A 15,764-nucleotide genomic window follows, 5' to 3' on the forward strand; every position below is an offset into this window, starting at 1 on the left:
TGCCGCTTCTTACCTGTTTTTATATGCTAAAATGATAAAATCAAATTCTATCGCGCGAACGCTCTTTACGAAATTGATTTTAATTCTTCAATTAATTGAAAAAATTTCTCTTTGTTTCTTTCTTCTAATGTTTGATCGACTTCACGTAAAATTTGATCTCTTCTAAAATCTCGGATAGCCTTATTTAATACCATTTTAGCAAATATAGAATCGAGGATATCCATACGGATGGGCTGCGAGTCTGTCCGGTGCTTTTCGATATAAATCAACTCCTATCCTTTCCTCTATTATAACAAATTCTAGCAATGTATCAAAATTTCATTGAGATATGCGCTGCTGTGCAACAGCTTCGTATTCTGATTCTAGTTCTTGAAGCGTAAGCTCGTATAGCTGCTTATTTCCTTTTTTATAAACCCCTGCATCCAGCAATAAATCAATCATTGATGTTTTTTTACATTGTATGTGAGAGTAAGCTTGTTTTGTCATCGTTACACCGCCTATTTTACACTTAAAAATGAAATGATTTCTCTATCTTTCACGACCTTTCTTTATGATACTGCCCGTCCTTTAGCTCACTGTGAAGAAAATGTTAAATTTATGTAATAATGCATAAAAAGAGGCCGAGACATAACTAACTGAATCCAACCTAAAGACGAACAAATGAGATATATGAGCTGAACCGCTTATGACACCGCCGTTGATTTCCATGCAAGGCTTCGCTTTCCGCGGGCGGGCGCTGAGCCTCCTCGTCGCTTGACTCCTGCGGGGTCTCATCTGTCCCGCTTTTCCCGCAGGAGTCTTTGCCTTTCCCTTCAATCAACTGCTGGAAAGACGAAACAGATGAAGCTGTATTCACCATAAAAAAAAACGAACCACTAATCAAACTTGTTGATCAATGGTTCGTTTTTCACTTGGGCTAAAATACGTTTCTCCCAGCCTCTTAGTTCTTCTATTAAAAATCAAAGTTGTCCGGATCTGGACCTACTCGGTGATTTTGGTTTAATTCATTAATTTTACTTACGTCTTCAGCATCCAATTCAAAATCAAATACCGATGAATTTTCAACAATACGATGTTCTTTTGTCGATTTTGGAATCGTTATAACTCCGTTTTGCAGATCCCATCGCAGAATAATTTGAGCAACTGATTTGCCGTGTTTTTCAGCAATTTCTTTTAACACATCGTTATCTAGCAATTCTCCTTGCATAAGCGGAGACCATGCTTCTAGCTGAATATCGTGCTTTTGACAAAAAGCATGCAGCTCTTTTTGCGCCAAACGAGGATGATACTCAACTTGGTTAATAACAGGCTTAACGTCTGTATCTTTCATTAAGTCTTCTAAATGATGAATTTGAAAATTACTTACGCCCACAGCTCTTACTTTTTCTTCTTTATAAAGCGTTTCTAATGCTTTCCACGCTGCTTTATATTTACCTTCTACAGGCCAGTGAATTAAGTATAGATCTAAATATTCTAAGCCAAGCTTTTGTAAGCTTGTTTCGTAAGCAGCCAGCGTCTCTTCATAGCCTAAATCTGCGTTCCAAACTTTTGATGTAACAAAAATGTCTTCGCGTGAAAGACCTGCTTCTTTCAGACCTTGGCGAATTCCTTCTCCTACACCTTCTTCATTTTCATAAATAGCTGCCGTATCGATGCTGCGATAGCCTTTGACGATAGCTGTTTTCACGGCGTTCACTAATTCAGGCCCTTCTTCTACTTTAAATACACCTAATCCAAGCCAAGGCATTTTGACTCCGTTGTGAAGTGTTACTGTATCTTGCAAATGATTACTCATTATAAAAAACCCCCTGCTAATTTCTTTACATTTGTTATTATGAAACAGAAAAAAAGAAAAAGATAGAACCCACTTTAAAGTAAGTTAGGCACTTCAAAGTTCTAAGGTAACCTTTTAGTAACCTTCTATCCCTCTTAAAAATCACTAAAAAAGAATCCTCCGCAGAGAATTCTTTTTTGTTTTTATTTAACATTTATATTGACTGCTGAACTTGTATTTCCAGCGGCATCTTTTGCCGTCACAGCCAGTTTTACGCCTGCTTTTTGTTTTGGGATCGTTACTTTAAACTGTCCTTTGCTATCTGCTTTGCCTGATCCGATTACTTTTGTACCGCTTTTAATCGTAATCACAGCATTTGCTTCCGTTTTTCCAGAGAGAAACGTGGACAAAGACGTAACGGCATTCACTGCCGGAGGTGCCGGCGGGGTTGTGTCTTGTACTTTTACAATTTTATACGGACTGTATCCTACTTTATTTTGCAGAACTGCCGTCACTTCCGTTCCTGCTTTTTGAGCAGGAATTTTTACGCTGAACTTGCCGTTTCCATCAATTTTCCCACTCGCAATAATCTTTCCGCCTACTTTAATATAAATAGACGCATTTTTTTCTCCTGTTCCCGTTACTGCTGTACTTTTTTCAGTAAGCGTAGCAACGGTTGGAAGCGCTGGTTTTGTCTGTACGGCACTAACCGTTACAAACGTATTGGAGCTGTAGTTATTGGCTGCATCTTTTGCTGTAACAGCCAGCTTTACGCCTGCTGTTTGTTTTGGAATCGTTACTTTAAATTGCCCTTTAGTATCTGCTTTGCCTGACGCGATTAGCTTTGTACCGCTTTTAATCGTAATCACGGCATTTGCTTCTGTTTTTCCCGAGATAAATGTGGACAAAGACGTAACGGCATCAACTGCCGGAGGTGCCGGCGGCGTTGTATCTTGCACTTTTACAATTTTATACGGACTGTATCCTACTTTATTTTGCAGTACCGCCGTCACTTCTGTTCCTGCTTTTTGAGCAGGAATTTTCACGCTGAACTTGCCGTTTCCATCAATTTTCCCACTTGCAATAATTTTTCCGCCTACTTTAATATAAATGGACGCATTTTTTTCTCCTGTTCCCGTTACTGCTGTACTTTTTTCAGTAAGCGTATTAACGGTTGGAAGCGCTGGTTTTGTCTGTACGGCACTAACCGTTACAAACGCATTGGAGCTATAGTTATTAGCTGCATCTTTTGCAATAACAGCTAATTTTGTAGCAGCAGGCTGCTTTGGAATGGTGATGCTGAACGTTCCATCCGATTTCGCATTTCCTTTGCCAATTACTTTTTTATCAATTTTCACATGCACTTCCGCGCCCGCTTCTGTGCTTCCCGTTACGACTATATCTTGATTGCTTACAGCGTTCACTTTTGGTGTAACGGGTGCTGTTTTATCCTGCACGGTTACAGTTACAGCTGGACTCACGCCCGCTGTGTTTCCAGCCGTTACAGACAGGGTGCTTCCTGCTTTTTGTTTCGCAATCGAGATGCTGTAATTTCCTTTAGCATCTGCTTTACCAGCTGCAAGCTGAAGACTTCCGTTTTTAATGACAACCGTTGCATTTGCTTCTGCGGTACCCGTAACGGCTGTGCTTCGATCACTCACTTCATTCACTGTCGGTTTGAGCGGAGCTTTTTGCTTTGCCGTAACAGTTACAGTCGATACAGTACTGCTATTTCCTGCTGCATCTTTTGCTTGTACGCTTAGCTTTGTATTCGCTTTTTGATGAGAAATGGAAACAGAAAACGCTCCATTTGCACCTGCTTTAGCCGTTCCTACAGTTGTAGTTCCTACTTTTACCGTAACTGTAGAATTTGCTTCTGCTGCACCTGTAACTTTTGTATCTTGATCATTTACTGCGTTTACTTTTGGCGTAGCTGGTGCCGTTTTATCCTGTACGGTCACCGCAGCGGCTGAACTTGTTCCACCTGCATTTTGAACCGTCACGTACAGCGTGCTTCCTGCTTTTTGTTTCGCAATCGAGATGCTGTAATTTCCTCTGGCATCTGCGTTGCCTGCTGCAAGCTGAAGACTTCCGTTTTTAACGATGACCGTCGCATTTGCTTCAGCCGTTCCTTTGATCATTGTGTCTTGATCACTTACTTCATTTACTTTGGGTGCAAGCGGTGCTTTTAACGTAGATTTAACCGCAAAAGAAGGCGCTTGGCTTTCGTTTCCTGCTTTATCTTTTGCACTTACCGCTATTGTTGTTCCGCCTATTTGTACTGGAATTGAAACAGTAAATGTACCGTTACCATCCGCTACTGCAGAGAACGTTGCATCGCCTGCTTTTACCGTCACGACGGCGTTTGCTTCTGTTACGCCTGTTACGGTCGTATCTTGGTCACTTACTTCATTTACAATTGGAACAGAAGGCGGCGTTTGATCCGTTACGCTCACTACTGTAGCCGTGCTTTCATTTTCAGCTGCATCTTTAGACGTTACAGACACTTTTGTATCTGCTGGCTGCTTGGCAATCGTAATTGCAAATTTTCCAGCTTCGTCAGCAAGACCCGTTCCAATTACTTCATTTTCCACTTTTGCAATAACAGAAGCATTTGGTTCTGTCACGCCCGTAAGCGATGTTTGGTTATCTCCTAATGCATTAACTGAAGGTGCATCAGGTGCAACCGTATCTTTCGGTGCTTCTTGCTCCTCCTCTTTTCGCGGATATTTTGTTGTATAAAAACTTAAAAGAGTAGTCGTTGGATAATAAAAATCTAAAATTTCACGATAGTCTTTGCCTAGGCTTGCCATTTTTTGAGCACCGTATTGACTCATTCCAACACCGTGTCCATTTCCTTTACCATTAAAAGTTGTTGATGTGCTTGTTTCATTTGTTTCCGTTACAAGCAGACTAAGCATCGCACGGCTGTTTAACATTGATTTTAGCTTCGTCGATGTTAAATCTTTTAATTCCAAATGATGAACCACTAGTTTTTGCGAACTGTCTACATCTCCTTTAACGAGGTAGTCCACTGTAATTGCACCTTTAGTCACACGACCTCCTGATGAAGGAGCATAAAAACTCACCTTTGGAATAGACGTAATTTTAATCGTTTTACCAGGATGCTTATTGGCTACTAACCATGACTTCAAATTATCTGTAACGGTTTTATCTTTTTCAGAAACCGTATTCCACCAAGCGCTATAGTTAGCTAAATCTTTTCCTGTTAAATCAATTTGCGTTTTTTGAATAGCTAACGTCCACGGCGTCTGCTTATCGTATGGATCTTCTTTCACCGGGAAATAAGAGAGCTGAGTACCTCCCCAAGCGTTGCTGTTTGATTCGGTTCTTCCCCCGTTGCTTGATGAGAAAACGGCGTTGATTAATTTATTGTTGTAGGTAACTACTTGTCCGAATGTCTGATCTACTGCTTGGTTTGTACTGTCATACCACGTATAGCCACCGTATACTTGATAGCTTACCGTATCATTGATTACTTTTCCTGCATAGCTCATTGCGTATGTTCTTGCTGCTACCGCCTGAGTTTTTAAAGCTTGCAGATTCCAAGATGTATAGACTTCATTTGGCACAACGCCTTTTAAATAGTCTTCAATCGGGAGCGTATTAACAGGTCTGACATACGTTCCCTTTTCATTTGTAAACGCCACGTCACCTAAGTACTGTCTGCCGTTAATAGATACGGGATTTTTATAAAGAGACGGTGTAATTTCAAAGCTTGTAAATTCACCTAAGACAGTGCTTCCTTGTTTTAAAGTGACACCTTGAGTTGTTGCGGTTACCGTATACTCTGTATTTGCATTTAAGACCAAATCCGAGTTTTTAATAGTGTATAAATAAGACGGCTTAATTGTAATTGCATGCTGATCTCCTAAATAGTTTACTAATTTTACAGACACAACTGGTTCTACCGTTTCAGCTTTCACGCTAGCAAGCGGCGTGAATTGAAACAGCAGTACGCTTAGTACTAAAGCTAATGCCGTTAACTTTCTCATCTTGTTCCCCCATTTTCATGTACTGTCTAACGCATTTTAATATCTCTCGTTATATCGACACAGTTCTATAAAAATTAAAGCATTTTACCTAGTTTTCTTTTCTGCTCGTCCATTTTTTTGTCGAAAAAACGCTTTTTTATATCATATGAACGGCAAAAAAAACGTGTGACATAAATCAATTGATTTAGTCACACGCTTTTATAGGTCTTTCCACCTTTTATTTTGTCATTCCTTCATATGCCACGATACCGTCTGCAACATGATTCATCAGCTTTGTAAGGTAAGCCTGATCAGACAGGTTCCGGTCTTCTTCTGAATTCGTCATATACCCCAGTTCAACTAGCGTTACAGGTACAATCGACCAGTTAAATCCTGAAAGATCACTGCGATAGCGAATGCCGTCCACTTCGACAAACTGATCTTTTTCCACCTCTGTCAGAATAGCTTGAGATGCTTGTAAACTGCTTTGATAAATAGACTTTGTATAGGAATTATCTTCTGCAGGAGTGAGCACAGAAAATCCTTTTACAGAAGTATTTTCAGAACCATCTGCATGGATACGTACGTGTAAGTCAGCTTTTGAATTATTCGCAAGCTCCGCTCGTTCCCGGTTGCTGATATTCACATCGTGAGAACTGCGAGTAAGCTTTACGGTTATGCCTTTTTCTTCGAGAAGCTGTTTTAATATCATAGAGGCTTCCAACGTCAGCTTGTATTCCGGCTTCTTGGTCACCACACCTGATGTACCTCCGGAAACTTTTATTTTTGTTTCTGCTGCTCCCGGCCCGATTGGCTCTTTCTCTAGGTTAGCCTGAGCTTGATGACCAGGGTCAATGTAGACTAAAAACGGAGGAGGATCGGCTTTTTCAGGCATGTTGTTTTTTACATTTTTTACTTCATTACCTGCTTCATGAGGCTGTACTGCTCGGAACTGTGAGATGGGCTGCTTCCCTCTTTCTCCCTGCGCATGAGCTTTTGGTACATCTCCGCTAACGATGGCTTTCTCTGTTTGACCTTTCATCATAAAGAAAAATGAGAGTACTGCTACTATTGCAACAATACCTATTCCATAACTCCATACTAAGCGCTTCATCTTCGCTCACCAAACTTTCGAATAGAGTGGGATATTCCTTATGTTAAAGTACAAAATGTGTTAACGTTATTATCTCACAGAATATGGTTTTTTTTGTATAAAACGTTAAAAATAATATCGGCAATATGTTATGTATATGCAAACAAAAACAACACTACACAATGTAGTGTTGTTTTCCAAAAAAATGACGGATGGTTAAATCCGTTTTGCACCAATATAACGTGCTTTCCAGTAGCTGTTGCTAAGAGATGTAATTGTCACGCCTTTAGACGTAGAAGCTTGAAGAAACTGATTGTTCCCTAAGTATACGCCTACATGTGAAGGACCTTTTTTATACGTTTGAAAGAAAACTAAATCTCCTTTTTGAAGCTTTGCTTTTGAAACGCTTGTCCCTACTCGATACATTTGTTCCGTTGTGCGCGGAAGTGTTTTTCCAGCCTTTTTAAAAATGTATTGAATAAATCCCGAGCAGTCAAAACCTTTTGTTGTTGTGCCTCCCCATTTATAAGGAACACCTATTAATTTTTTACCAGTAGCAATAGCCGTATCTTTGTATGAATATGACGCTGCTTCTACTGTTTGAGCAGGTGCAATAAACGGACTGGCTCCGCTAAATAAAACTGCAGCTGCCGTTATAGACCCAATGATGGCTTTTTTCATTTTTTTCCTCCATTATGTAACCGAACGTTACGTTTCTATGAACCTATTTTTCAATGTGTTCGGTTTAATTATAATGAAAAAAGCCTCAAAAACTATTACGCTATGATTAAATAATGTTACAAAATGGTTACTTAGGAATTTTTATCTTTAGTTGTTTATCAAAAAGAGGATGGGACAAAAGCATTTTTCACTTAGGGAAAAACGAACCACTAATCAGCATGTCTGATTAGTGGTTCGTTTTTTTGTGATTGTGAACATAGTATTATTTGTTTCGTTCCTTCTAGCAGTTGATTGGAGGATAAGGCGAAGACTCCTGCGGGAAAAGCGGAGCAGGTGAGACCCCGCAGGAGCGCAAGCGACGAGAAGGCTCAGCGCCCGCCCGCGGAAAGCGAAGCCTTGCACGGAAATCAACTGCGGTGTCACAAGCAGTCCAGGTCATGTATCTCATTTATTCGTCTTTAGGCTGGATTCATTTCATTATGTCTCAGCTTTTTTTCTTTTACTTTTCTTTTTGCTGTTTCAAAATTAAGTCCTGTTTCGCTTTAGCATCATGATGCTGCGCTAACTCGCGTGAAAATTCTTCATTTGCTTGATCCGGAGCAATTTTTAACTCTTTTGGTGTTTGAGGCAGTGACCCTTTGTTGTTATGTGATGATTTGTGATTATTTGCTCTTCCCATGTTGTGACCTCCTTGTATCAATCATTTGTTTGTCATCTTTAGTTACTATTCCCAACTTTTCAAAGCAAATTCAAACGAAAAAATCCGAACGATTACTCGTTCGGATCTTCCTTCAACTAAAATACGTTTGTAATTACGATACTTTTTTCGTTACTTCGTTAATATAAGCTTCCTTGTCTTTATCGTTAAATTGACCTTCCCACTTTGAAATGACGATTGCACCAAGTGAGTTTCCAATTACGTTTACCGCTGTACGTCCCATATCTAACAAACGGTCGATTCCAGCGATAAAAGCAAGGCCTTCTACTGGAAGTCCTACAGATCCAAGCGTTGCAAGCAGTACAACAAACGATACGCCCGGAACTCCTGCAATTCCTTTAGATGTAACCATTAAAATTAATATCAGTGAAATTTGCTGTGTGATGCTCATATCAATACCGTACATTTGCGCAATAAATATCGCAGCAAGCGCTTGATAAAGAGTAGATCCATCTAAGTTAAACGAATACCCCGTCGGAATAACAAAAGATGTAATTGCTTTAGGACATCCGAACTTTTCCATTTTCGCAATAATACGCGGTAATACTGTTTCTGAACTTGCAGTTGAAAATGCTAGCAGCAGTTCATCTTTTAGCACTTTTAATAAATGGAAGATGTTAACGCCTGCCCATTTAGCTACAAGTCCTAGTACCACTAATACAAAGAAAATCATTGTGCCGTAAGCAACAATTACAAGCTTACTAAGCGGAATCAGAGACGCTAGTCCAAATTTTGATACGGTTACACCGATTAATGCAAATACGCCAAACGGTGCAAACTTCATAACTAAATTCGTTACCCAAAACATCGCTTCTGCCGTGCCTTCAAAAAATCTTAGAACCGGCTTTCCTTTTTCACCGATTGATGCAATTCCAAGTCCAAATAGGACCGAGAAGAAAATAATTGGCAGCATGTCGCCTGCAGCAATTGATTCAAATACATTCGTTGGAACGATGTGAACAAATGTTTCTACAAATCCTTTTTGCTCTGTAGCTTCTGCCGTTGATGTGTAGCTGCTGATATCTGATTTTTCAAGACCGCTGCGGTCCACACCAGTACCAGGGTGAAGCAAGTTAGCTGCCAATAAGCCTACAACAATGGCAACCGTTGTAATGATTTCAAAGTAAAGAATTGTTTTTCCGCCTAATTTACCAAGCTTCTTAATATCACCAACACCCGCAACGCCCACAATGATACTAGATATAACAATCGGCACCACGATCATTTTAATTAAATGAATGAATACGTCTCCAATTGGCTGCAGTACTTCAACTGCTTTAGGATTTCCGTAAAAAATGGCCCCTACAATAATACCTGCAATCAAACCAATTAGAATTTGTCCTGCTAATCCAAGCTTTTTGAACATATCTTTGCACCTTCCTTCTTTTTTCTAACAGCTCGAAGCTGTTTATTTGCACTTACTGTATTCAACAGATACAATTCCATTAAGAACTGTTTATTAAGTAGTTCTTTTATTCATAAGATTACATTATCATAGGCATCACAAAATCTAACACAAACCTACTGAAACTAACAAAAAAGTTTTTAGAAAATTACAAAATGAAAACGCTGTAGTTTTTTTACTACAGCGTTTGTTTGACTTCATAATAGAGCATTTGGATAAATTTCTTTACATTTATACGGCTCGGAGTACTGCTTTTTCCCGTTCCTTTTTCTATATCTCTCATGCGCTGATGCACCATTGAAAAATCGAAAAACTTAGAAGCGTAATTTTCAAATTTAGGATTAAAGAAGTCAACCATCCCAAGAGAGGTCAAATGATTTAAAGACTGATAAATGGCTCTTCTTACTCGCTGCTCAGCTGCTTTCATTTCTTTTTGCAGCACGTCTTCTGTAAAAGATGAACCAAGCTTTCTAACGGTAATTTTCTCAAAAATTTCTTTGAGAGAAGGAAAATGCTGTTCATACATCGTGCTCTTTTCCGTTTGATGCAGGTAATTGATGATTTCGATTAAATCTTTACTTCCGCTTTCTCCTAAAATCCCAAGTTCTCTTAAAAGAAACCTGCACGCTTCTGCCGGATCGCTTTCTTTTTTATCAACGGAAGGCGTTTTTTGCTGGTTTCCTATATTAAGTACGGTATTTAACGATTCTTGAATTTTCTCCATTGATTGTTGAACATGAATTCGTTCAATTACTTTTTGAATGACCATGAGCACTTCCATACGATTAAGCGGCTTCGTGATATAGTATTCAATGCCAAGCGAGTAGGCTTTTCCAATCAAATCTTTTGTTTCTACCTGTGACATCATAATAATTTTGCCTTTAAAAGTATCCTTTATTTTGCGCACGGTTTCGATTCCGTCTTGAATAGGCATCAACAAATCAATAAATAAAATATCGATCTGCTGCAATAGAGAAGATTGATCATTTAAGACAATTCCGTCTTCTGCCTCCCCTATAACCTCTCCTAAATCATTATCTTCAATAATTTCAGCTAACATTGAACGAAAGACTTCGTCATCATCTATGATATAAAATCGCATATTAGTCCTTATCCCCCATTAACGTAGAAATAGGTAAATCTATAGTAAATTGAACACCGGGGCTTGGAGACAGATTAATAAATTGAATACTCCCGCCCAGCTGCTCGGTCATTTGCTTAACGTAGACAAGCCCAAGACCTGTAGAAGGCGTCCCGTCCTTTGCGTATTTGGATGTAAATCCCGCTTTAAAAATGAGACGTTCATGCCTTTTTTTTACACCGGGACCGCTGTCTCTTACATATAGTAAAATGCGGTCTTCTTCTCGGCAGACGTCGATAATAATCGCGCCTTCTTTTTCAATCGCTTCGACTGCATTCGTTACTAAGTTATTAATTAATGACAAAAACAAGTACACGTGATAGCGAGGATGCTCTCCTAGAACCGAATATGAAAAATGAATATCTTTTGCTAACATCGCCGCATACTTTTCATTGCTGCGCATGACGATTTGAAGCAGACTTTCGATTTCCATATACTCAGAAAATTCCTCTTTTGTAATGACCTTGGACAACCCTGCTGATATCCGCTGGTTGTCTTTTTTAATATCATGTACTTCTCCTGCAATTTGTAATGCTTTTTGGCTAAATTCGTGCAGCGAAGTAAGCTGGTGGATATCTGCTTCGTGTAGTTCTTCATATAAATCATACGACTTTTTCGTAATTCTCTCAGCGTCTTGCAGCGTTTTTTTCAAATGAATGGATTCTTCATACAAATTTGAAAGCACAACAAGCAGCTGATCATTTTTTTGAGAGATTTGCCGTTCTCTCAGCTGCCCTTCGTAAAGCTTGATCATGCTAAACAGACATAAAACAAAGAAACTTCGAAAGACGCCTACAATAAAAATTTGCATGAACTCCGGAAACACAATATGATGGTGAACCATCACATACATACAAAGCAGTTCCATGCCACCTGAAACCGTTTCGATGATGATGCTCCATATGCCAATAATCCACGGCTTTGAATGAAAATCGTTAATCTTAAACCAAGAAAAAGCAATGGCATAAACAAGATAATAAATCCCTGCTGAGCATCGAATCTGCAAAGAATGCAGAAAATCAAATGATTCGTAATTATACCAATCAAGGTACATTCGAAAGCCCACTATAGCACTCGCAACTAAAATACCTGGTATTACAGGAGATACCTTTCTTAAAAGCAGCAGTGAAAAGAAAAAAATGGGCACAGCAAAGCTGACTCTATACGTATCATGAAAAGGATAATATTTAAGCTCTCCTGCTAGCGGCACAACAACTATCATCACCAAAATGAGTAAAACATCTTTTTTTACTACCGTATCAACTTTCATCGTTCACGTCCTGCACTTTTTGAACATAAGTATATAGTTTAGCAATCTAAAAGACAATCGCTCTTCCTATATTTTTTGCACTCCCACTTCCATTTATAAATATAGCCCATATATAAACGGTTATTTATTCTCTTTCATTATTCTTTGTAGTTTTTTAGATTTTCTTGTTTTATTTTGTAATTTTTGTTGTATAGTAGAAGTACCTTTTAAAATGTGAGGCTGTATCACAACTATTCAATTATTATTACATCACCTGATAGCTACACTAAAAAGGAAAACTATTATTTTACAGGGGGAGCTTATTTTACAATGTGGATCATTACCGTTTACTCGAAAAACCAAAGTCCGACTATGTTTGAATTTGAATCAGAGGTAGAGGCGAAAAAGACATTTCAGGAGATTAAAGGGTGTAAGATCCTATCGGAAGTTATTTACTATAACGACCGAGTTCCCGCTTTAGCGTAAATCAGTTGATGTAGGAAATTTTACAAATTATCGGTTAAAAGCCACGTAAAGAGCCAAAGGATGATCCTATTCCTTTGGCTCTTTGCTGTTTGATTAGAAAAGACAAGGCTGAGACATAATGAGATGAATCTAATCTAAAGACGAACAAACGGTAGACATGAGCTGAACCGCTTGTGACACCGCAGTTGATTTCCGTGCAAGACGTCGCTTTCCGCGGGCGGCCGCTGAGCCTCCTCGTCGCTTGCGCTCCTGTGGGGTCTCACCTGTTCCGCTTTTCCCGCAGGAGTCTTCGTCTTGCCCTCCAATCAACTGCTAGAAGGGTCTACCGTTGACCCTAACAAAAAAACGAACCACTAATCAAACGTGTTGATCAATGGTTCGTTTTTCACTTCGTCTAATATACTTTTGTCTCAGCTTCGTTTTGCTTTGTGAGCATACTGACTGCCCACATTACGATAAAGTTGATAAGCAGCGCAATAAATCCGACGTTGATATCTTTCATTTGCTGAGGCAGGGATGGAAATAACGTACCAATCGTAGAGCCGCTGATTGTAATATAGGCCACTACAATAATTCCAGCAACAATCCCCCACGCTGCTCCTTGTTTCGTTACAAAGTTATTTTTCTTCAAACTGAAAAGCAGAGATGGAAACAGCTGTGTCATTAGACTATAGCCCATTAAAATAATTGTTGACAGCGTCGTTCCTCCGTTTAGTGTAAAGTAAACGGAAATAAGAGCCACAACCGGTACAAAGCTTTTCGCTAAACGAGCAATATGCGCTTCGCTTGCTTGAGGCGCAAACGGTTTATAAATATTTTTCGCCAGCAGCGTTGACGCACTCATTAACAGCATCGATCCCGGCACAAGCGCTGTCAGCAAACCCGCTCCTCCTACAATTCCAATAAACCAAGGATCAAACGTTTGGATTGAGATCCGTAATAGCGCAAGATCCACGTCTCCTCCGCTTAAACCAGGAACTTTTAAAATAGCTGCAAATCCAACAAAAAATACAAAGAGCAGCATCAGCGTATAAAGAGGACTAATAATTGCATTTTTACGAAATACCTTTGCATTTTTCGCTGTATAGCTTGAACTAAACACCTGCGGCCACATATAAAACCCAAGTACTAGCAAAATAACCGTCGAAATAAACCACGAGACGCTTAATCCTTGCTCAGGAAACTTTAAAAATCCTGGCTTCGCTGTATTCACAGCTTCAAACATTGGACCGTATCCTCCGTAATAATGAAAAGGTAAATAAATACCTAAAAATCCAATCACAGCAAGCATCATAATGTCTTTAATAACGGCCGTCCATGCAGAACCGTGGATACCGGATATCATCACATACAGCGTTAAACTGATAGCTCCCATCCAAATGGCTGCCGGCATTGAAATGGCACCGTATGATGCTTGTGATACAATAATCCCCAATCCTTTTAACTGCACAACAATAACAGGAATGACCGCAATCACTCCTACAGCAGCTACAAGCACACCAAGGTAAGGGCTTTTATATTTGCTTACAAAAAAATCAGGCTGCGAGACGAGCTTATGATCTCTTGCATACTTCCAAATAACAGGAAGAAGCCAGTATGATAAGACATATGATAAGCTAATATAAATTAAGACATAAAGTGCAGGAGCTCCTTTTCCATAAGCCCATCCGCTTCCGCCTAGAAACGAAAACGTTGTATAGATTTCTCCGGCCATCAGCACAAACACTAAAATAGCCCCGAAACCGCGTCCGCCTACCGTCCACTGCTCCAAGTTCATATCCTTGCCTTTGGTTGATCGTATGCCAAGAAAAATAGCTGCCACTAAAAATAGTAAAATAATAACAAGTGCACTATTCATTCTTCTTCCCCTTCCCGATTTCTGGGATCAAGCTTATACATAACCCCTAAAATAATGGACGTAAGCACCACCCATATCACCATCCAAAACATATTGAACGGCATACCGAGAACAAACGGAGTCACTCGATTAACAAAAGGGAGAAAACCTAATATGCCTACGAACGGAAGGACAGACAAAATATAGATAAATTTCATGACTAAACTCCTCCGACTTTCTAAAACTAACTTCTTTATATTACCACATATTCTGTGTATTCAATGAAGGAATGCTTGCATATAAGCTGAAATAATCTCCAAAAGATAAAATATTCTGTACTATTTTACAAAAATACTGTTTTCATTTTTCTGAATAAATAGTATAATTTCTTCTTATAGTTCGCAGGAGGTATCGTACAGATGAAAACAATAGAGAAAATCAGTACATTTGCAGGAAAAACATTTACGCTTTGGGTTATTTTAATTTCCGTTATTGCCTATTCATTCCCGGAGCACTTTGTATGGATTGGAAAGTATATCGTTCCGCTTTTAGGAATTGTCATGTTTGGAATGGGATTAACGCTGTCAGCGTCTGATTTCAGCGAAGTATTTCGAAGACCGAAAGAAGTAGCACTAGGCGTGGTGGGGCATTTTATCATTATGCCGCTTCTCGCATTCGGTTTGGCGATTGGCTTAGATTTACCAAAAGAAATAGCAGTGGGCGTTATTTTAGTAGGCTGCTGTCCAAGCGGCACATCATCAAACGTAATGGTCTTTTTGGCTCGAGGAAACGTTGCGCTCGCAGTTGCCATCGCTTCTGTTTCAACCATTTTAGCACCGATTGTTACACCGCTTCTCATTTTATTATTTGCAAGCAAGTGGGTCGATATTGATATCATGTCTCTTATTATTTCCATTATACAAGTTGTCATCATTCCGCTTGCTCTTGGATTTACGATCAAAAAGTTTTTTGGAAAAGCTGCAGAAGCGAGTTCCAAAGCTCTTCCCCTTGTTTCAGTAGTCGCAATTGTTTTGATTGTATCTGCCGTTGTGGCAGGAAGCCAAGCGCAGCTTGCTAAAACAGGCGGTATCATTTTTGCCGTAGTCGTGCTTCACAACATTCTTGGTTTCACAATTGGCTTCTTCTTTGCCCGCTTATGCGGAATGGATTTAGCCAAACAAAAAGCGGTCGCAATGGAAGTGGGCATGCAAAACTCAGGGCTCGGCGTTACCATTGCTTCCACTCACTTTTCGCCGCTAGCCGCTGTCCCAAGCGCCATCTTCAGCGTCTGGCACAACATCTCAGGCTCAGTGCTAGCCTTTATCTTCAGCAAACTAAAAGACAAAAACCAGCCATCGTCTAACAAAAAAATGGCTGGCTAATAC

16 protein-coding genes are annotated in these 15,764 nt (G+C 39.6%); 1 reads left to right on the top strand and 15 read right to left on the bottom strand.

Annotated features, from left to right (window positions below):
• Positions 1-65: 65 nt before the first annotated feature.
• The 15 genes from ACRPLQ_RS14075 to ACRPLQ_RS14145 all read right to left on the bottom strand — a co-directional run bounded on the left by ACRPLQ_RS14075 (position 66) and on the right by ACRPLQ_RS14145 (position 14,597).
• A complete protein-coding gene (locus tag ACRPLQ_RS14075; protein ID WP_432236124.1) occupies positions 66-269 on the bottom strand; it encodes an IDEAL domain-containing protein in 204 nt (67 codons plus the stop codon).
• Positions 270-318: 49 nt separating this feature from the next.
• Positions 319-486 (bottom strand): Fur-regulated basic protein FbpA, encoded by a 168-nt coding sequence (locus tag ACRPLQ_RS14080; protein WP_016766442.1) that lies wholly within the window; start codon positions 484-486, stop codon positions 319-321.
• Between the two features lie 160 nt (positions 487-646).
• Entirely contained in the window at positions 647-859 is a 213-nt protein-coding gene (locus tag ACRPLQ_RS14085) for a hypothetical protein (protein ID WP_432236125.1), read from the bottom strand.
• 93 nt (positions 860-952) lie between these two features.
• Positions 953-1,795: an aldo/keto reductase gene (locus ACRPLQ_RS14090; protein WP_432236126.1), complete on the bottom strand. Its 843-nt coding sequence runs from the start codon at positions 1,793-1,795 to the stop codon at positions 953-955.
• Between the two features lie 182 nt (positions 1,796-1,977).
• Positions 1,978-5,790, bottom strand: a complete 3,813-nt coding sequence (locus tag ACRPLQ_RS14095; RefSeq protein ID WP_432236127.1) for an Ig-like domain-containing protein — start codon at positions 5,788-5,790, stop codon at positions 1,978-1,980.
• A gap of 217 nt (positions 5,791-6,007) precedes the next feature.
• Positions 6,008-6,883, bottom strand: coding sequence for an N-acetylmuramoyl-L-alanine amidase family protein (locus ACRPLQ_RS14100; RefSeq protein ID WP_432236128.1), 876 nt, complete (start codon positions 6,881-6,883; stop codon positions 6,008-6,010).
• A gap of 195 nt (positions 6,884-7,078) precedes the next feature.
• Complete coding sequence (locus ACRPLQ_RS14105; RefSeq protein ID WP_013055770.1) at positions 7,079-7,543, bottom strand: C40 family peptidase; 465 nt, start codon at positions 7,541-7,543, stop codon at positions 7,079-7,081.
• A 280-nt stretch (positions 7,544-7,823) separates the two neighbouring features.
• Positions 7,824-7,991, bottom strand: a complete 168-nt coding sequence (locus ACRPLQ_RS14110) for a hypothetical protein (protein ID WP_275211536.1) — start codon at positions 7,989-7,991, stop codon at positions 7,824-7,826.
• A gap of 51 nt (positions 7,992-8,042) precedes the next feature.
• Positions 8,043-8,222 carry a YfhD family protein gene (locus ACRPLQ_RS14115; protein ID WP_013055768.1) on the bottom strand — a complete coding sequence of 60 codons (180 nt, stop codon included), beginning with the start codon at positions 8,220-8,222 and terminating at the stop codon, positions 8,043-8,045.
• Between the two features lie 133 nt (positions 8,223-8,355).
• Positions 8,356-9,627 (bottom strand): cation:dicarboxylate symporter family transporter, encoded by a 1,272-nt coding sequence (locus tag ACRPLQ_RS14120; protein WP_028407730.1) that lies wholly within the window; start codon positions 9,625-9,627, stop codon positions 8,356-8,358.
• 217 nt (positions 9,628-9,844) lie between these two features.
• A complete protein-coding gene (locus ACRPLQ_RS14125; protein ID WP_088567766.1) occupies positions 9,845-10,768 on the bottom strand; it encodes a response regulator in 924 nt (307 codons plus the stop codon).
• Position 10,769: 1 nt separating this feature from the next.
• The gene (locus ACRPLQ_RS14130) at positions 10,770-12,077 is read right to left on the bottom strand and encodes a sensor histidine kinase (protein ID WP_033578240.1); all 1,308 of its coding nucleotides are present in this window, start codon (positions 12,075-12,077) and stop codon (positions 10,770-10,772) included.
• Positions 12,078-12,671: 594 nt separating this feature from the next.
• Positions 12,672-12,851, bottom strand: a complete 180-nt coding sequence (locus ACRPLQ_RS14135) for a hypothetical protein (RefSeq protein ID WP_080754383.1) — start codon at positions 12,849-12,851, stop codon at positions 12,672-12,674.
• Positions 12,852-12,936: 85 nt separating this feature from the next.
• Positions 12,937-14,400 (bottom strand): sodium:solute symporter family protein, encoded by a 1,464-nt coding sequence (locus tag ACRPLQ_RS14140; RefSeq protein ID WP_432236129.1) that lies wholly within the window; start codon positions 14,398-14,400, stop codon positions 12,937-12,939.
• Entirely contained in the window at positions 14,397-14,597 is a 201-nt protein-coding gene (locus ACRPLQ_RS14145; protein WP_013055761.1) for a DUF3311 domain-containing protein, read from the bottom strand. Before ACRPLQ_RS14145 ends, ACRPLQ_RS14140 begins: the two co-directional genes overlap by 4 nt.
• A gap of 201 nt (positions 14,598-14,798) precedes the next feature.
• Between ACRPLQ_RS14145 and ACRPLQ_RS14150 the strand changes: the two genes are divergently transcribed.
• Entirely contained in the window at positions 14,799-15,761 is a 963-nt protein-coding gene (locus tag ACRPLQ_RS14150) for a bile acid:sodium symporter family protein (protein WP_013055760.1), read from the top strand.
• Positions 15,762-15,764 lie beyond the last annotated feature (3 nt).

The organism is Priestia sp. TRN 1309, assembly GCF_050846875.1.
GTDB classification, from domain to species: domain Bacteria; phylum Bacillota; class Bacilli; order Bacillales; family Bacillaceae_H; genus Priestia; species Priestia zanthoxyli.

Bases quoted from the DNA above. Each gene is read 5' to 3' on its own strand.
- ACRPLQ_RS14080 (WP_016766442.1), bottom strand. From the start codon at position 486: ATGACAAAACAAGCTTACTCTCACATACAATGTAAAAAAACATCAATG.
- ACRPLQ_RS14085 (WP_432236125.1), bottom strand. From the start codon at position 859: ATGGTGAATACAGCTTCATCTGTTTCGTCTTTCCAGCAGTTGATTGAA.
- ACRPLQ_RS14090 (WP_432236126.1), bottom strand. From the start codon at position 1,795: ATGAGTAATCATTTGCAAGATACAGTAACACTTCACAACGGAGTCAAA.
- ACRPLQ_RS14095 (WP_432236127.1), bottom strand. From the start codon at position 5,790: ATGAGAAAGTTAACGGCATTAGCTTTAGTACTAAGCGTACTGCTGTTT.
- ACRPLQ_RS14100 (WP_432236128.1), bottom strand. From the start codon at position 6,883: ATGAAGCGCTTAGTATGGAGTTATGGAATAGGTATTGTTGCAATAGTA.
- ACRPLQ_RS14105 (WP_013055770.1), bottom strand. From the start codon at position 7,543: ATGAAAAAAGCCATCATTGGGTCTATAACGGCAGCTGCAGTTTTATTT.
- ACRPLQ_RS14110 (WP_275211536.1), bottom strand. From the start codon at position 7,991: ATGAGATACATGACCTGGACTGCTTGTGACACCGCAGTTGATTTCCGT.
- ACRPLQ_RS14115 (WP_013055768.1), bottom strand. From the start codon at position 8,222: ATGGGAAGAGCAAATAATCACAAATCATCACATAACAACAAAGGGTCA.
- ACRPLQ_RS14120 (WP_028407730.1), bottom strand. From the start codon at position 9,627: ATGTTCAAAAAGCTTGGATTAGCAGGACAAATTCTAATTGGTTTGATT.
- ACRPLQ_RS14125 (WP_088567766.1), bottom strand. From the start codon at position 10,768: ATGCGATTTTATATCATAGATGATGACGAAGTCTTTCGTTCAATGTTA.
- ACRPLQ_RS14130 (WP_033578240.1), bottom strand. From the start codon at position 12,077: ATGAAAGTTGATACGGTAGTAAAAAAAGATGTTTTACTCATTTTGGTG.
- ACRPLQ_RS14140 (WP_432236129.1), bottom strand. From the start codon at position 14,400: ATGAATAGTGCACTTGTTATTATTTTACTATTTTTAGTGGCAGCTATT.
- ACRPLQ_RS14145 (WP_013055761.1), bottom strand. From the start codon at position 14,597: ATGAAATTTATCTATATTTTGTCTGTCCTTCCGTTCGTAGGCATATTA.
- ACRPLQ_RS14150 (WP_013055760.1), top strand. From the start codon at position 14,799: ATGAAAACAATAGAGAAAATCAGTACATTTGCAGGAAAAACATTTACG.